Source organism: Bradyrhizobium sp. ERR14, from assembly GCF_014198235.1.
In the GTDB taxonomy this organism is placed as follows: domain Bacteria; phylum Pseudomonadota; class Alphaproteobacteria; order Rhizobiales; family Xanthobacteraceae; genus Bradyrhizobium.
This window is the reverse complement of the sequence record NZ_JACIHD010000008.1, coordinates 95058-109098: the sequence shown is the minus strand read 5'-3', so window position 1 is coordinate 109098 and position 14041 is coordinate 95058. Positions and strand designations below refer to the sequence as shown.

The following is a 14041-nucleotide window of genomic DNA, read 5'->3' as shown; positions in this document are numbered from 1 at the left end:
GTGGAGGCCGGGCTTTTTCTTTGCCGCAGTGCGATCGGGATGGAATTAGGCGGCGGCTTGCGTCATGGTGGTGCCAAGCCTCGGCAAGAAGGCCCACAATCACTGGTACATCAGGGCAGGAAATCATGAAGAGAAGAGACTTCATCAAGGTCACAGGACTTGGCGCGGCCGGCGCCGCCACGCTCGCGGCTCCCGCGATCGCGCAGTCGATGCCGGAAATCAAATGGCGCATGCCGACGAGCTGGCCGAAGTCGCTCGACACGCTGTTTGGCGGCGCCGAGATGATGTGCAAGATGGTCGCCGAGGCGACCGACAACAAATTCCAGATCCAGATCTTCGCGGCCGGCGAGATCGTGCCGGGCCTCCAGGTGCTCGACGCCGTCCAGAACGGCACCTGCGAAATCGGTCATACCGCGTCCTACTATTATTTCGGCAAGGATCCGACCTTCACCTTCGGTTCGGCCGTGCCGTTCGGCCCCAACATGCGCATCAACCAGGCCTGGTACATGCAGGGCGGCGGGCGCGATGTCCTCAACGAGTTCTACAAGAGCTACAACGTCACCTCGCTGCTCGCGGGCAACACCGGCTGCCAGATGGGCGGCTGGTTCAGGAAGGAGGTCAACACGCCCGACGATCTCAAGGGCATGAAATTCCGCATCGGCGGCTTCACCGGCCGCGTGCTCCAGAAGCTCGGCGTGGTGCCGCAGCAGCTCGCCGGCGGCGACATCTATCCCGCGCTGGAGAAAGGCACCATCGATGCGGCCGAATGGGTCGGCCCCTATGACGACGAGAAGCTCGGCTTCTACAAGATCGCGCCGCACTACTACTATCCCGGCTGGTGGGAGGGCGGGCCGATGCTGCTGGCCTTCGTCAACCTCGACAAGTGGAACGCGCTGCCGAAATATTACCAGAGCGTGCTGGAGCAGGCCGGCCACTACGCCAACAACTACATGATGACGCGCTACGACACCGCCAATCCGCTGGCGCTGAAGAAGCTGCTCGCGGGCGGCACCAAGCTGCACGCCTTCTCGCCGTCGATCATGGATGCCTGCTACAAGGCCGCCAAGGAGCTGCATGCCGAAGTCGGCGCGACCAACGCCAATTTCAAGAAGGTGCACGACTCCCTCGCCAAGTTCACGAGCGACGGCTACGCCTGGTTCCAGGTCGCAGAGGTCGGCTACGACATCTTCATGGCGCGGCGCTCGCAGAGCTGAGCTCAACACCGTTGGATGCAGCGCCCCGGAGCGAAAGCTCCGGGGCGTTTTCTTGTGCGTCCTGGCCGGCGCCGGACGCAAAATTTGAAAAACAACCCCATGCACAGTAGCCAGCGGCTTGAAGCAGTGGCAAAATGTAAAAATCGAATAAACCGAAATATAGTCGGCAGCCATTGGACGTGACGATGAGTTTCGATCCCGAGCCCGTTCAAAGCGCGCTGCTCAAGGCGTGGTCGCGGTCGACCGCGAGCCAATGGACGGCTGACAATCCGGCCGCAGGACAATGCAACGTCACGTCGCTGCTCGTTCATGAACTCTTCGGCGGCGACCTGCTGAAGACGCCACTGCCGGCCGGCGACCATTTTTACAATCGGATCGAAGGCAAGAGGTACGACTTCACGGCGAGCCAGTTCGACCAGCCGATCGCTTATGCGGACTTGCCTGCAGATGGGGCCGACGCGTTGCTGGGAGTAACGAGCGATCAATTAACCGAACTCAGGGCAGCATTTCAGCAGAGCCATACCAAGTCAGGCTAGCGCCACCAGGTGGAAGACGAATGCGAGTCTGACAACGTGCATGCGTTGCTTTCCGTTGAGATTTGCCGGAGGTAACTGTTCGGAGCGTTCAATCCATAAGGCGGTTCTTCGCTGCGCTCTCTCCATCCTTCACGCTGAAGCGCGATTGCTTACACGAACCTGACAAGCGCGCCCTTCTCTGATGCTTGCTCACCAGCGGTGCGTCGGGAGCGACCATCGCGTTCGGACGCGAGAGATTTCGTGTCATTCAACGCCCACGCGCTGCGTAGTTTTTCGGTGTTCCTTTTACGGAACGGTCGAGTTATCGGAATCCGGCAATCGGGCTGAAGTCGCGGCGTGTCATCACGCCGGTCGCGCTTCACGGTACGGTATACCGGACTCAACCAGTCCCGACGGGAATGCAGCATTTACCGAATACGGCGGTTCTCGATCGTTGATCGAGATGCAAGGGCGGCCGTTTCCCGTGGGACTTCTCAAATGAAACTGGCAATTGAAATTCTACAGCTCCTGGTCCAGTCGGCCGACAGCTGGCTTTTTGAAGGGAGCCTTGCGGGGCTGAGCGATCGGGAATGGATGGCCTTGCGCTTTCTCGCCCGCGCTAACAGGTTCTCGCGGACGCCCACGGCTCTTGCCAGCTTTCTGGGCACGACCCGCAGCGTCGTATCGCAGATCGCCGCCGTGCTCGAGAGCAAGGGGTTGATGGTTCGCAAGCCATCTGCAGAAGACAAGCGCTCGATTGCACTCTGCATCACGGGCGAAGGCGAGAAGTTCCTCGAGCGCGATCCAATTAACGTCCTTCGAGATCAGCTCGTGACACTTGAGCTCCCCGATCGATCTCAGCTGCGCGATACGCTTCGCCGCGTTCTCGATGGGCTCGATGTTGCCAAGCGCCGTCACAACGCCGACGTCTGCGGCAGATGCATGTTCCTGATCGAGAGCGGAGAGGGGAAGGATCGTCACTTCAAGTGCCGCCTGTTCCGGAAATCCTTAGCTCCAAAGGATACGACCCTGCTTTGCGCCTATTTCGAGGGACGAGGCTAGGATAGCTGCTACGAACGTCCGCAGGCCCCTGCCTTTGGGTCACCTTTGGGGGCACACCTGGTCGGCTTACACAAACCTGACAAACGACTGGTTCGGCCGGACGCTTTTTCGCTGGCCGAGGCGTCCGGAATGATGGAAGACAGCGAAGATGCCGCGCGAGGCGTGCGGTGACCTGAGTATCCGGCGGATATGCGATGCGTCTTCTGATCGTCGAGGACAATGCCGAGCTGTCGCGCCTCGTCGCTGGCGGGCTGGCGGCGGCCGGCTACCAGAGCGACATCGTGGGCAGCGCGGCCGAGGCGCGCGAGGCGGTGAGCAGCGTCAGCTATGCCGCGATGATCCTCGATCTCGGGCTGCCCGACGGCGACGGCCTGTCGGTGCTGCGCGAGTTGCGCATCAAGATGGAACCGCTCCCCGTGCTGGTGCTGACCGCCCGCGGCGGCCTGCAGGACCGCGTCAGCGGCCTGCGCAGCGGCGCCGACGACTATCTCGCCAAGCCGTTCGCGATGGAGGAACTGGTGGCACGGCTGGAGGCGATCCTGCGCCGGCCGGGCCAGCTGCTCGGCCGCTCGCTCAGTCTCGCCAACCTCGTCTACGACACCGAGAGCCGCCAGATCTTCGTCGACGACCAGCCGCGGATCATCTCCGCGCGCGAGACCTCGGTGCTGGAGATTTTGCTGCGCCGGCAGGGGCGGGTGGTGCCGAAGAAGAACGTCGAGGACCACATCTTCGGGCTGGACGGCGAGGTCGCCTCCAACGCGGTCGAGGTCTATGTCTCGCGGCTGCGCAAGCAGCTCGCCGAACACGGCGCCAAGGTCGTGATCCATACCATCCGCGGCGTCGGCTATCTCATGGATGTGGAGAAATAGCGTGGCCCAGCCCGGATCCAACGTCGGATCCTATGCCGGGTCCTATGGCAGGTCTCCGACGTTCAAATCGCTGATCTGGCGCATCGTGTTCCTGCACATCCTGGCGGTCGCGGTGGTCGCGATCTTCCTGCCGCTGGTGCTGTTCTGGCTGCTCAATTCCGAGATCGACCAGCTGCATCGCGATGCCATGCGCGCCCAGGCCGAGGTGCTGGCGGAGCGCATCGTTGTTCAGCCGGGCGGCCTGCTGACGTTCAATCTGCCGGACAGTCTCAAGGGCCTCTATTCTGAAGCGTATGGCCGCTATCAGTACGACATTCGCGATGCCGAGGGCCGGCTGCTGTTCTCCTCGCATCGGCGCTCTGCCGCCACCGCGGCACCGCGCTCGTCGGAGAGCATTTCCGGCGCCGCCGTCACCCGCGACCTCGACGGCAAGACGGTGCGCATCCAGGTCGCCGAGGACCTCGCACACCGAGACGTCATCATCGACGACATCGTGTCGAATTTCTTCCGGCGCGTGGGATGGATCACCATCCCGATTCTGCTGGTCCTGCTCGCCACCGACATCATCATCTTCCGCCGCGCGATCGCGCCGCTGTGGAAGGCCTCCGAGGAGGCCAGCAATATCGGGCCGGCGCGCACCGACATCCGCCTGCCGACGGAGCAGATCCCGCGCGAGATCTTGCCGCTCGTCACCGCCGTCAACCAGGCGCTCGACCGCCTCGAAGGCGGCTTTCGGGTGCAGCGGCAGTTCACGGCGGATGCCGCGCATCAATTGCGCACGCCGCTCGCGATCCTGCGCACGCGGATCGAGACGCTCGACGATCGCGCGGCACGGCAGGCGCTGCATGCCGATATCGAAACCATGAGCCGCCTCGTCGCGCAATTGCTGGAGATCGCCGAGCTCGACACCTTGGTGCTCGATCCCGGCGAGACTGCGGATTTGCGCGCCGTCTGCGCCGAAATGGTCGCCTCGATTGCCCCGTTCGCGATCGCGCAGCACAAGGACATCGCGCTCCGGGGTACCGACGCGCCTGTCAGGATCCACGGCAATTCGGAGATGCTGCAGCGCGCTGTCTTCAACCTCGCGGAAAACGCCATCAAGTTCACGGCCAAGGACACCACCGTCGACGTCGAGGTGCGCGAGGACGGTTCGGTGCGCGTGCGCGATAGCGGCCCGGGGATCGCAGAGGCCGAGCGCGAGCTGATCTTCCAGCGCTTCTGGCGCGCCGACCGCCGGCGCAGCGACGGCGCGGGACTGGGGCTTTCCATCGTGCGCGCGGTGGCGGACGACCACGCGGCCACGGTCGCGGTGGAGAATCTTCCGCGAGGTGGGGCCGAGTTCACGCTGCGGTTTCGGCTGGCGCAGGAGGCTGCTTCTTTCCCCTCTCCCGTTGTGGGAGAGGGTGGCTCGCCGCGATAAGCGGCGAGACGGGTGAGGGGTTCTCTCCACGAATCCCACTCTCAATCGAGCGCATGGAGAGAACCTCTCATCCGGCACCGTAGCCGACGCTGCGCGTCGGCGTATGCTTAAGACGGCGGCCGTAGGCCGCCTATGCCACCTTATCCCACATCCGCCTTCGCCAAGGCTTCGGCGGACATGAGGGGAGAAGGAAGAAAGGCCGCCCCTATTTCAGCTTGCCGGTGGACAGATCCATGATCATGCGTGTGGCCAGATACAACCGCGGCACGATGCTGCCCACCTGCACATATTCGGCGTCGTTGGAGTGCGCACCGAAGCCCGACAGGCCCATGCCCTCCACTACGGCTCCGCTGGTCTTCAGCGCGGCAAATGCCGCGTCGGTGCCGCCGCCGGTCGCCTTCTCGTCGACCTTGAGGGACATGCCGATCTCCCCATAGATCGTCTTGCCGTAGGCCGCCACGCGGCGCGAGGCCTCATTCGCCTCTAACGGCGGGCGACGCACCTCGAACTTGAGGGCGACCTTGGAGTCCGGCAGCAGGCGATTCTTGATCTTGTCCTGCAGCGCCTTCTCCAACTCGTCGAAGTCGGACACCTTGAGCGCACGCGCATCGGCCTGGGCGGTGGCGTCGGCAGGGATCACGTTGCGGTTGGTGCCTGATTTGGAGACCGTCCAGTTCAGCTTCAGGCCCTGCTCCGGCTTGGAAAGGTCCTTCATCTGCAGAACCTGGTGCGAGAGCTCGTACAGCGCATTCACGCCGCCCTCGGGCCTTGCGCCGGCATGTGACGCCTTGCACGCTGAGATAGGCCGAGCCGATGCCGCTGGTGGCGAGGCGCAGCGTGCCATCCATTCCGCCGCCTTCGAACGAGAATACCGCGTCCTGATCCGAGGCGAATTTGGTGATGGTGCTGCGCCAGCCGGGCGAAGAGATCTCCTCGTCGCCGTTCGTGAGCACCGTGAGCGTGCAGTAATCACGGAAGCTCAGCTTTTGCAGTAGCGCCACGGTATGGAGAATGAGCGCGACGCCCTGCTTGTCGTCGGCGATGCCGAGGCCGTAGGCCTTGTCGCCGTCGATGCGGAACGGCTGATCCTTCAGCATGCCCTTCAGGTACACCGTGTCCATATGGGCGATCAGCATGATCTTTTTAGTTCCCGTACCCTTGAATGTGGCGTGCACGGCTGGTCCGATCTTCTCGGGCGTGTCGTCGAGCCTATAGATGTCAGTGGGTTGCAGGATCTCCACCGTGCCGCCGAGCTGCTTGAGCTGACCGGCAACTTGCTCGGCGATCTGGTTCAGGCCTTCGATGTCCTTGCTGCCGGATTCGATGGCGACGAGATCACGCAGCGTATCGAGCAGCGGCTGCTGCTCTTTCTGCGCCAGCGCGTGAACATCGGTGACCGGCTCGGCCCGCACCATCGTTGCGGCACAGGTCAGCCAGAGTGAGGCGATCAACGGGCCAACGACAGAGGGAGCAGGGTGCAATCGGGGCATGAGCGGCCATCCATCCATAGGCTGAGGATGGCCCGGTATGCCTCCGTTTCCGGTGCTTGTCACGCGCGCCGTCGCGCGTCATGCGCCGCTTGAGCGGAGCACGACGGCGAGGGGCGTCCGCCGCTACTTCGACGGCGGTCCGAGATCCAGCGGCGGCAGCTCGATCTGCGGCACCTCGATCTTGATGGTGCTGGGATCGATGTTGGTCTGCACGCCCTTGTAATGCATGACCATCGACGGGAACGCGATCACCAGGCCGACCATGATCATCTGGATGACGACGAATGGCACCGCGCCCCAATAGATCTGGCCCGTGGTGACCGGTTCCATCCGCTTGCCGGTGACGCGATCGGTGTATCGCTCCTTCGGCGCGACCGAGCGGAGATAGAACAGCGCAAAGCCGAACGGCGGATGCATGAACGAGGTCTGCATGTTGACGCCGAGAATGACGCCGAACCAGATCAGGTCGATGCCGAGATGCTCGGCCGCAGGTCCGAGCAGCGGAATCACGATGAAGGCCAGCTCGAAGAAGTCGAGGAAGAAGGCCAGCACGAACACGAAGACGTTGACGAAGATCAGGAAGCCGACCTGGCCGCCGGGCAGCGACGTGAGCAGATGCTCGACCCAGACGTGGCCGTTGACGCCGTAAAAGGTCAGCGAGAACACGCGGGCGCCGACCAGGATGAACACGACGAAGGCCGACAGCTTGGCGGTCGATTCCGTGGCCTGCCGGATCAGGTCCCAGCTCAGCCGCCGCTTCGCGGCACCGAGGATGAGGGCGCCGGCGGCACCCATCGCGCCGCCTTCGGTCGGCGTCGCGATGCCGATGAAGATCGTGCCGAGCACCAGGAAGATCAGGAACAACGGCGGCACCATGACGAAGGTGGTCTGCTGCGCCATCTTCGAGAGGAAACGGAAGCCGGTGAGCTTGTCGATGACCCAGTTCACCACGGCCACGACGAAGGCGAAGATGATGCCGCAGAACATGCTGAGCACGACGTAATCGGCGCCATGCACGGTCGAATTGCGCATCATGAACCAGCCGAACACGCAGCTCGCGAGGAACAGCATACCGAGCGAGACCAGGCCGCGGCTGCCACTCTCCTCGCGGAAGCCGATGGCTTCCTTCGGCAGGCCCGGGGTGGCCTTCGGGAAGAACATGCTGACGAGGAAGGCGTAACCGGCGTAGAGGCCGGCGAGCACGAGACCGGGGATGAAGGCACCTTCGTACATGTCGCCGACGGACTTGCCGAGCTGGTCGGCCATCACGATCAGAACGAGCGAGGGCGGAATGATCTGCGCGAGCGTGCCGGACGCGGCGATGACGCCGGCGGCCACGCGGCGGTCATAGCCATAGCGCAGCATGATCGGCAGCGAGATCAGACCCATCGAGATCACGGAGGCGGCGACCACGCCCGTCGTTGCGGCGAGCAGCGCGCCGACGAAGATCACTGCATAGGCAAGGCCGCCGCGGATGGTCCCGAACAATTGGCCGATGGTATCGAGCAGGTCCTCGGCCATGCCAGAACGTTCCAGCACAAGCCCCATGAAGGTGAAGAAGGGAATGGCGAGCAGCGTGTCGTTGTTCATCACGCCGTAGACGCGCTCCGGAAGAGCCTGCAGGAAGTCCGGGCGGAACTCGCCGAGCTCGATGCCGACGATGGCGTAGAACAGGCCGACGGCACCGAGCGAGAAGGCCGCGGGGTAGCCAAGCAAGAGCATGACGACCAGCGACGCGAACATGATGGGCGCCATATTGGCGATGATAAACGCGGTCATGATTTCCCCTAAACCGTCGCCAACGGCTACTTCTTCTCGATCGCTTCGACGAGATGCTCGACTTCCGCCTCCAGCGCCGACACCTGGGATTCATGCGGGTCCGGAATCATTCCGCGCATGACGGCAATTCGCTTGATCAGCTCGGAGATGGCTTGAACGAGCAGGAATGCGAACCCGATCATGATCAGGGATTTGGCGGGCCATTGCGGCAGACCGCCGGCGTTGCCGGATTGCTCGTTGATATGGAATGAGCGCTGGAAGAACGGCACGCCGGTGATGATCATGACGATGCACAGCGGGATGAGGAAGAACAGGTGACCGACCACGTCGATGAGGTTGCGGACTGTCTTCGGCAGTGTGTTGTTCACGATGTCGATGCGGATATGCTCGTTGTCGAGCAGCGTCCAGGGCGAGCACAGCAGGAACACGATACTGAACAGCACCCATTGCAGCTCCAGCCACGAATTGGAGGACGTGTCGAACGTCTTGCGGACGATCGCATTGACCGCCGAGATGATGACGGCGGCCACGATCAGCCACGCCAGGCGTTTGCCCGTCCAGCGTGTGAACGCGTCAATCCTTTGGCTCAGCTTCAGGAGCGCTTGCAACGATAGGTCCTCCCCGATGGTGTGCCCCGGCCGTCTTGACTGCGCCGAAGCGGGCGCGTGGCTTGTCTCGCCGCGCAGGCATGAGGCTGCCGCACCAAACCAGCGGCCGTGCCGCCAGTCAATCGGAAGTTTGTTGATAGTTAAGGGGAATAAGGCCGGAGTTGTACGGAGTTAGCCGCCGGTGACGCTCATGTGCCTGGAGACGCTGGGGCGATCGTGGCGGCGGTCGATGATGAAATCGTGGCCCTTGGGCTTCAGTCCGATGGCGCGGTCGATCGCATCCGCAAGCAGCATGTCGTCATCGGATGCACGCAGAGGTTTCCGCAGATCGGAGGCATCCTCGTGGCCGAGACAGGTGTGCAGCGTTCCCGTGCAGGTAATACGAACCCGGTTGCAGGATTCGCAGAAATTATGCGTCATCGGCGTGATGAAGCCGAGCTTGCCGCCGGTCTCGGTGACGCTGACATAGCGGGCCGGACCTCCGGTGCTCTCCGCTAAATCCGTCAGCGTGAATTGCTGGGCGAGGCGCGCGCGCACCAGCGAGAGCGGCAGATACTGGTCGATGCGGCCCGAGCCGATCTCGCCCATCGGCATGACCTCGATCAGCGTCAGGCCCATGCCCTTGCCGTGGGCCCAGCGCATCAGGTCGGGAAGCTCGTCCTCGTTGAGGTTCTTCAGCGCCACCGCGTTGATCTTCACGGCAAGTCCTGCGGCGCGCGCGGCCTCGATGCCTTCCAGCACCTTGTCGATCTCGCCCCAGCGGGTGATCTCGCGAAACTTCTTGGGATCGAGCGTATCGAGGGAGACGTTGATGCGGCGCACGCCACAATCGGCGAGCTCGCTTGCGTGTTTCGCCAGCTGGGTGCCGTTGGTGGTCAGCGTCAGCTCGTTCAGGGCGCCGCTCGACAGATGCCGCGACAGCGAGCGGACCAGCGTCATCACGTTGCGCCGGACCAGCGGCTCGCCACCGGTGAGCCGCAGCTTCTTGACGCCCTTGGCGATGAAGGCCGAGCAGAGCCGGTCGAGTTCCTCCAGCGTCAACAGGTTCGCTTTGGGCAGGAACGTCATGTCTTCCGACATGCAGTAGAAGCAGCGCAGGTCGCAGCGATCGGTGACGGAAACGCGCAAATAGCTGATGGTCCGCCCGAACGGATCGGTCATCGGGGTGGACAGCGCGGCGGATCCGTTCATGCGAGAGGCCTTGTCACTAACGGCGACGGGTGCACCTTGGCTTCAGCGGTGCTCGGCACCCAATCTAAGCATCGGACGCGACGAGGACAATCGGGTGGTATACGTAGATCAACGCCTGCCGGAGCAGCCACCAAGACTTGCCGCTCGCAATAGGCTGGCTCCGGCTAGCGCAACCGCGATGACACGACGCTTGAGCCATCCACTTCGTCTGCGACAAACCGCCACATAACCCCGGGCCGGACCTTAGGAGCGTCGTCTGGGGCAGGCAACCGGCGGGCTGCGCATAGATAATGGATGGTTAGGTGCGGGGTCTCGCGGAATACCGTAGAGATATCAGTATCTTGGTTTCGTCATGCCGTCATCAGGCTGCTGGCGGCGGCTGGCAGGTCACGCATGTGATGGATCAGCCGGTCCGGCTTCAGCTCGGCGATCGGCACGTCGGTATAGCCAAAACTGACGCCGATCACCGGCACCCCGGCCCGGCGGGCCACCCCGACATCGGTTCCGGCATCGCCGACCATGATGCTGGCTTTGACCGCTCCGCCGGCGCGCGCCACCGTTTCACGAAAGATGGTCGGGTCGGGCTTCTGGACGCCAAAGGTGTCCGCGCCGCAGATCGCCGCGAAGCGGCGGCTGAGGTCGAGCTGGTCCAGCAGCCGCTTCGACAGCCATTCCAGCTTGTTGGTGCAGACGGCGAGGCGATGGCCTTGCGCGGAAAAATGGTCCAGCGCGGCCTCGAGCCCCTCGAAGGGGCGGGATTCGACGGCGATGTGATCGGCGTAATAGGCGATGAAATCCGCGGTCATCCGGTCCATGTCGGCGGGGGTGACGGTGCGGCCCTCGGCCTCCAGCCCCCGCTCGATCAACTTGCGGGCGCCGGCGCCGATCATGTTGCGGGCCGAGGCCATCGGCACGGGCGGCAGCCCTTCGCGGTCGAGCACGTGATTCAGCGCGGTGATCAGGTCGGGCGCCGTATCCACAAGCGTGCCGTCGAGATCGAAGACGATGGTGTGAGGGGAGGTCATGGTCCAAGCGCTACCGGCCCGGTTAGGTCAGTGCAAGGGGCGGCGCCATAAGTTCAGCTTATAGCCTGGTTCCCCAGACCCTATTCTCCGGCGGAAAACGAGGCTACATAGGCCGCCGAAAGCGGCCACGATCGGCGGCATGTTCGAGACTTCAGAGGCGGGCGCAAACGTGAATATGGACCAGTTGAAGCGACAGGCCGCGGCGCGCGCGCTCGAGGAGGTGCGGGACGGCATGCAGCTCGGGCTCGGCACCGGCTCGACCGCCAAGCATTTCGTCGAGCTGCTCGGCGAGCGCGTCGCCGCCGGGCTCAAGGTGATCGGCGTGCCGACCTCGGAGGCGACTCGCCTCGATGCTGTGCGGTGCGGCGTGCCGCTGACCACGCTCGACGAGATCGACCATCTCGACATCACCATCGACGGCGCCGACGAAATCGATCCGGCGCTCAACCTGATCAAGGGCGGCGGCGGCGCGCTGCTGCGCGAGAAGATCGTGGCCGCGGCCTCGGATCGCATGATCGTGATTGCAGATGACACCAAATGGGTGCCGACGCTCGGCCGCTTTCCGCTGCCCGTCGAGGTCATCCCGTTCGGGCTCGGCGCGACGCGCCGGGCGATCGAGAAGGCATTTGCCGAATGCGGCGTTTCCGGGCAAATGGCGGTCCGCAAGGCCAAGGAAGGCCACGTTTTCGTCACCGACGGCGGCCACTGGATCGTCGATGCCCAGCTCGGACAGATCGGGGATCCTGCCGGCCTCGCCAGCGCGTTGAGCGCGATTCCCGGCGTGGTCGAGCATGGATTGTTCATCGGCTTGGCCAGCTCGGCTGTTCTGGCGGGCGGCGAGGGAATTCGCGTGATTGAACGGCGTAAGCCGAAAGGAGACTAGGAATGAAGAGCGTTTTGAGATTTTTGCCGGCTGCGACCCTCGCTGTGGGACTGGCCCTCGCGGTCGTCCCGGCCGCCGCGCAGCAGCCGGCGCCGAAGGCTGGCGCCGCACCCGCCCAGCCCAAGGCCTCGCCTGCGGCGATCGCGGCGGCGAGGGAGATCCTGCAGATCAAGAACGCCACCGCGATGTACGCGGGCGCCGTGCCTGGTCTGGTCGAGAAGACCAAGATCGCGCTGACCCAGCAGAACCTCAACTACCAGAAGGACCTCAACGAGGTCGCCCCGATCGTCGCCCAGCAGCTGCAAGGCCGCCAGAACGAGATCGGCGAAGGCATGGCGCAGATCTATGCCAGCGAGTTCACCGAGCAGGAGCTGAAGGATCTCGTCACCTTCTACAAGTCGCCGCTGGGCAAGAAGCTGATCGACGCCGAGCCGCGCGCCATCGGCCTGTCCATGGCCTTCATGAATTCCTGGGCCCAGAACTTCGCCGAGACCGTGATGGGAGCCTTCCGCGCCGAGATGCGCAAGCGTGGCAAGGAGATCTGACAGACACTATCTGATCAGGACTTCCTGACAGGGGTCGGAGTGGACAATGGCTGAATTCGACGTCGACCTCTTCGTCATCGGTGGCGGCTCGGGCGGCGTGCGTGCCGCCCGCATCGCGGCCGGCTACGGCGCCCGCGTGACGATCGCGGAAGAGTACCGCATGGGCGGGACCTGCGTGATCCGCGGCTGCGTGCCGAAGAAGCTGTTCGTGATCGGCTCGCATTTTCGCCACGAGCTCGAGGACGCCGCAGGTTTCGGCTGGACCGTTCCGCCCGCCAGCTTCGACTGGCCGACGCTGATCGCCAACAAGGACAAGGAGATCGCTCGGCTGGAGGCGGCCTACACCGCCAATGTCGAGAAGTCAGGCGCGCAGATCGTCAAGAGCCGCGCGGTGATCGAGGACAAGCACACCGTGCGTCTGCTCGAAAACGACCGCAAGATCACCGCAAGATACATCCTGATCGCCACCGGCAGCGCGCCCAACCACGGCGCGGCGATTCCCGGCATCGAGCACGTGATCTCCTCCAACGAGGCGTTCCACCTTGCGAGGCTGCCGAAGCGGATCGTGATCCAGGGCGGCGGCTACATCGCGCTGGAATTCGCCGGCATCTTCGCCGGCTTCGGCTCCGACGTCACCGTGATCTATCGCGGCGACAACATCCTCCGCGGTTTTGACGAGGATGTCCGGACCCACGTTCGTGCCGAGATGGAGAAGCAGGGCATCACCATTCTCACCGGCTGCACGGTGAGCAAGGTCGACCGCCACGGCGATGAATTCACCACGCATCTGTCGAACGGATCGAGCATCGCATCGGAGCAGGTGATGTTCGCCATCGGCCGCCATCCCGCGGTGGCCAATCTCGGGCTCGAGAACGCCGGCGTCGCCATTAATCCTGCGAATGGCGGCATCGCGGTCGACCATTTCTCCAGGAGCTCGGTCGACAGCATCTATGCGATCGGCGACGTCACCCATCGCTTCAACCTGACGCCGGTCGCGATCCGCGAAGGCCACGCCTTCGCCGACACCGTGTTCGGCAAGCGCGAGGTGAAGGTCGACCACGCCAATATCCCGACCGCGGTGTTCTCGCAGCCAGAGGTCGGCACCGTTGGTCTCACCGAGACTGAAGCGCGGGCGCAGTTCAGTCACGTCGACATCTACAAGACCTCGTTCCGCCCGATCAAGGCGACGATGTCCGGCCGCGACACCCGCGTGCTGATGAAGCTCGTGGTCGACGGCTCGACCGATCGCGTGCTCGGCTGCCACATCGTCGGCGATGCCGCGGCCGAGATCACGCAAGCCGTCGCGATCGCGGTGAAGATGAAGGCGACCAAGGCTGATTTCGACGCGACCATCGCGCTGCATCCGACCGCGGCCGAAGAGCTCGTCACCATGCGCACCCCGACCGCGCGCCACGTGCGCCAGGCCGCGGAGTAGGGCGT

The 14041-nt window shown here is 63.8% G+C and carries 12 protein-coding genes and 1 pseudogene; 8 read left to right on the top strand and 5 right to left on the bottom strand.

What is annotated here, in order from left to right; genetic code table 11:
* The first annotated feature begins 125 nt into the window (after positions 1-125).
* From GGD62_RS22885 to GGD62_RS22865, 5 genes are all read left to right on the top strand, one after another.
* Positions 126-1214, top strand: a complete 1089-nt coding sequence (locus tag GGD62_RS22885; RefSeq protein ID WP_183710332.1) for a TRAP transporter substrate-binding protein — start codon at positions 126-128, stop codon at positions 1212-1214.
* A gap of 185 nt (positions 1215-1399) precedes the next feature.
* Positions 1400-1750, top strand: coding sequence for a hypothetical protein (locus GGD62_RS22880; RefSeq protein WP_183710331.1), 351 nt, complete (start codon positions 1400-1402; stop codon positions 1748-1750).
* Between the two features lie 477 nt (positions 1751-2227).
* Positions 2228-2791 carry a MarR family winged helix-turn-helix transcriptional regulator gene (locus GGD62_RS22875; RefSeq protein ID WP_183710329.1) on the top strand — a complete coding sequence of 188 codons (564 nt, stop codon included), beginning with the start codon at positions 2228-2230 and terminating at the stop codon, positions 2789-2791.
* 194 nt (positions 2792-2985) lie between these two features.
* Positions 2986-3660: a response regulator transcription factor gene (locus GGD62_RS22870; RefSeq protein ID WP_018319980.1), complete on the top strand. Its 675-nt coding sequence runs from the start codon at positions 2986-2988 to the stop codon at positions 3658-3660.
* Between the two features lies 1 nt (position 3661).
* Positions 3662-5080, top strand: coding sequence for an ATP-binding protein (locus GGD62_RS22865; protein ID WP_183710327.1), 1419 nt, complete (start codon positions 3662-3664; stop codon positions 5078-5080).
* Positions 5081-5285: 205 nt separating this feature from the next.
* Here the strand turns inward: GGD62_RS22865 and GGD62_RS41685 are convergent.
* The 5 genes and pseudogenes from GGD62_RS41685 to GGD62_RS22840 form a co-directional block, all read right to left on the bottom strand.
* Positions 5286-6570 (bottom strand): annotated as a pseudogene (locus GGD62_RS41685) (M20/M25/M40 family metallo-hydrolase).
* A 123-nt stretch (positions 6571-6693) separates the two neighbouring features.
* Entirely contained in the window at positions 6694-8349 is a 1656-nt protein-coding gene (locus GGD62_RS22855; protein WP_183256560.1) for a TRAP transporter large permease subunit, read from the bottom strand.
* Positions 8350-8375: 26 nt separating this feature from the next.
* Positions 8376-8957 (bottom strand): TRAP transporter small permease subunit, encoded by a 582-nt coding sequence (locus GGD62_RS22850; RefSeq protein WP_092252375.1) that lies wholly within the window; start codon positions 8955-8957, stop codon positions 8376-8378.
* A 171-nt stretch (positions 8958-9128) separates the two neighbouring features.
* On the bottom strand, positions 9129-10148 hold the full coding sequence (gene moaA / locus GGD62_RS22845; protein WP_018319985.1) for a GTP 3',8-cyclase MoaA: 1020 nt from the start codon (positions 10146-10148) through the stop codon (positions 9129-9131).
* 350 nt (positions 10149-10498) lie between these two features.
* Complete coding sequence (locus GGD62_RS22840; RefSeq protein WP_091953975.1) at positions 10499-11173, bottom strand: HAD family hydrolase; 675 nt, start codon at positions 11171-11173, stop codon at positions 10499-10501.
* A gap of 169 nt (positions 11174-11342) precedes the next feature.
* Between GGD62_RS22840 and rpiA the strand changes: the two genes are divergently transcribed.
* From rpiA to gor, 3 genes are read left to right on the top strand one after another with little or no spacing between them, the layout of a single operon-like run.
* Entirely contained in the window at positions 11343-12056 is a 714-nt protein-coding gene (gene rpiA, locus GGD62_RS22835; RefSeq protein WP_092253038.1) for a ribose-5-phosphate isomerase RpiA, read from the top strand.
* 2 nt (positions 12057-12058) lie between these two features.
* Entirely contained in the window at positions 12059-12601 is a 543-nt protein-coding gene (locus tag GGD62_RS22830) for a DUF2059 domain-containing protein (RefSeq protein ID WP_018319988.1), read from the top strand.
* A 46-nt stretch (positions 12602-12647) separates the two neighbouring features.
* Positions 12648-14036, top strand: a complete 1389-nt coding sequence (gene gor / locus GGD62_RS22825; RefSeq protein WP_183710325.1) for a glutathione-disulfide reductase — start codon at positions 12648-12650, stop codon at positions 14034-14036.
* The last annotated feature ends 5 nt before the right edge of the window (positions 14037-14041 follow it).

Bases quoted from the DNA above. Each gene is read 5' to 3' on its own strand.
- GGD62_RS22870 (WP_018319980.1), top strand. From the start codon at position 2,986: ATGCGTCTTCTGATCGTCGAGGACAATGCCGAGCTGTCGCGCCTCGTC.
- GGD62_RS22840 (WP_091953975.1), bottom strand. From the start codon at position 11,173: ATGACCTCCCCTCACACCATCGTCTTCGATCTCGACGGCACGCTTGTG.
- gor (WP_183710325.1), top strand. From the start codon at position 12,648: ATGGCTGAATTCGACGTCGACCTCTTCGTCATCGGTGGCGGCTCGGGC.
- GGD62_RS22855 (WP_183256560.1), bottom strand. From the start codon at position 8,349: ATGACCGCGTTTATCATCGCCAATATGGCGCCCATCATGTTCGCGTCG.
- GGD62_RS22880 (WP_183710331.1), top strand. From the start codon at position 1,400: ATGAGTTTCGATCCCGAGCCCGTTCAAAGCGCGCTGCTCAAGGCGTGG.
- GGD62_RS22875 (WP_183710329.1), top strand. From the start codon at position 2,228: ATGAAACTGGCAATTGAAATTCTACAGCTCCTGGTCCAGTCGGCCGAC.
- GGD62_RS22885 (WP_183710332.1), top strand. From the start codon at position 126: ATGAAGAGAAGAGACTTCATCAAGGTCACAGGACTTGGCGCGGCCGGC.
- GGD62_RS22830 (WP_018319988.1), top strand. From the start codon at position 12,059: ATGAAGAGCGTTTTGAGATTTTTGCCGGCTGCGACCCTCGCTGTGGGA.
- moaA (WP_018319985.1), bottom strand. From the start codon at position 10,148: ATGAACGGATCCGCCGCGCTGTCCACCCCGATGACCGATCCGTTCGGG.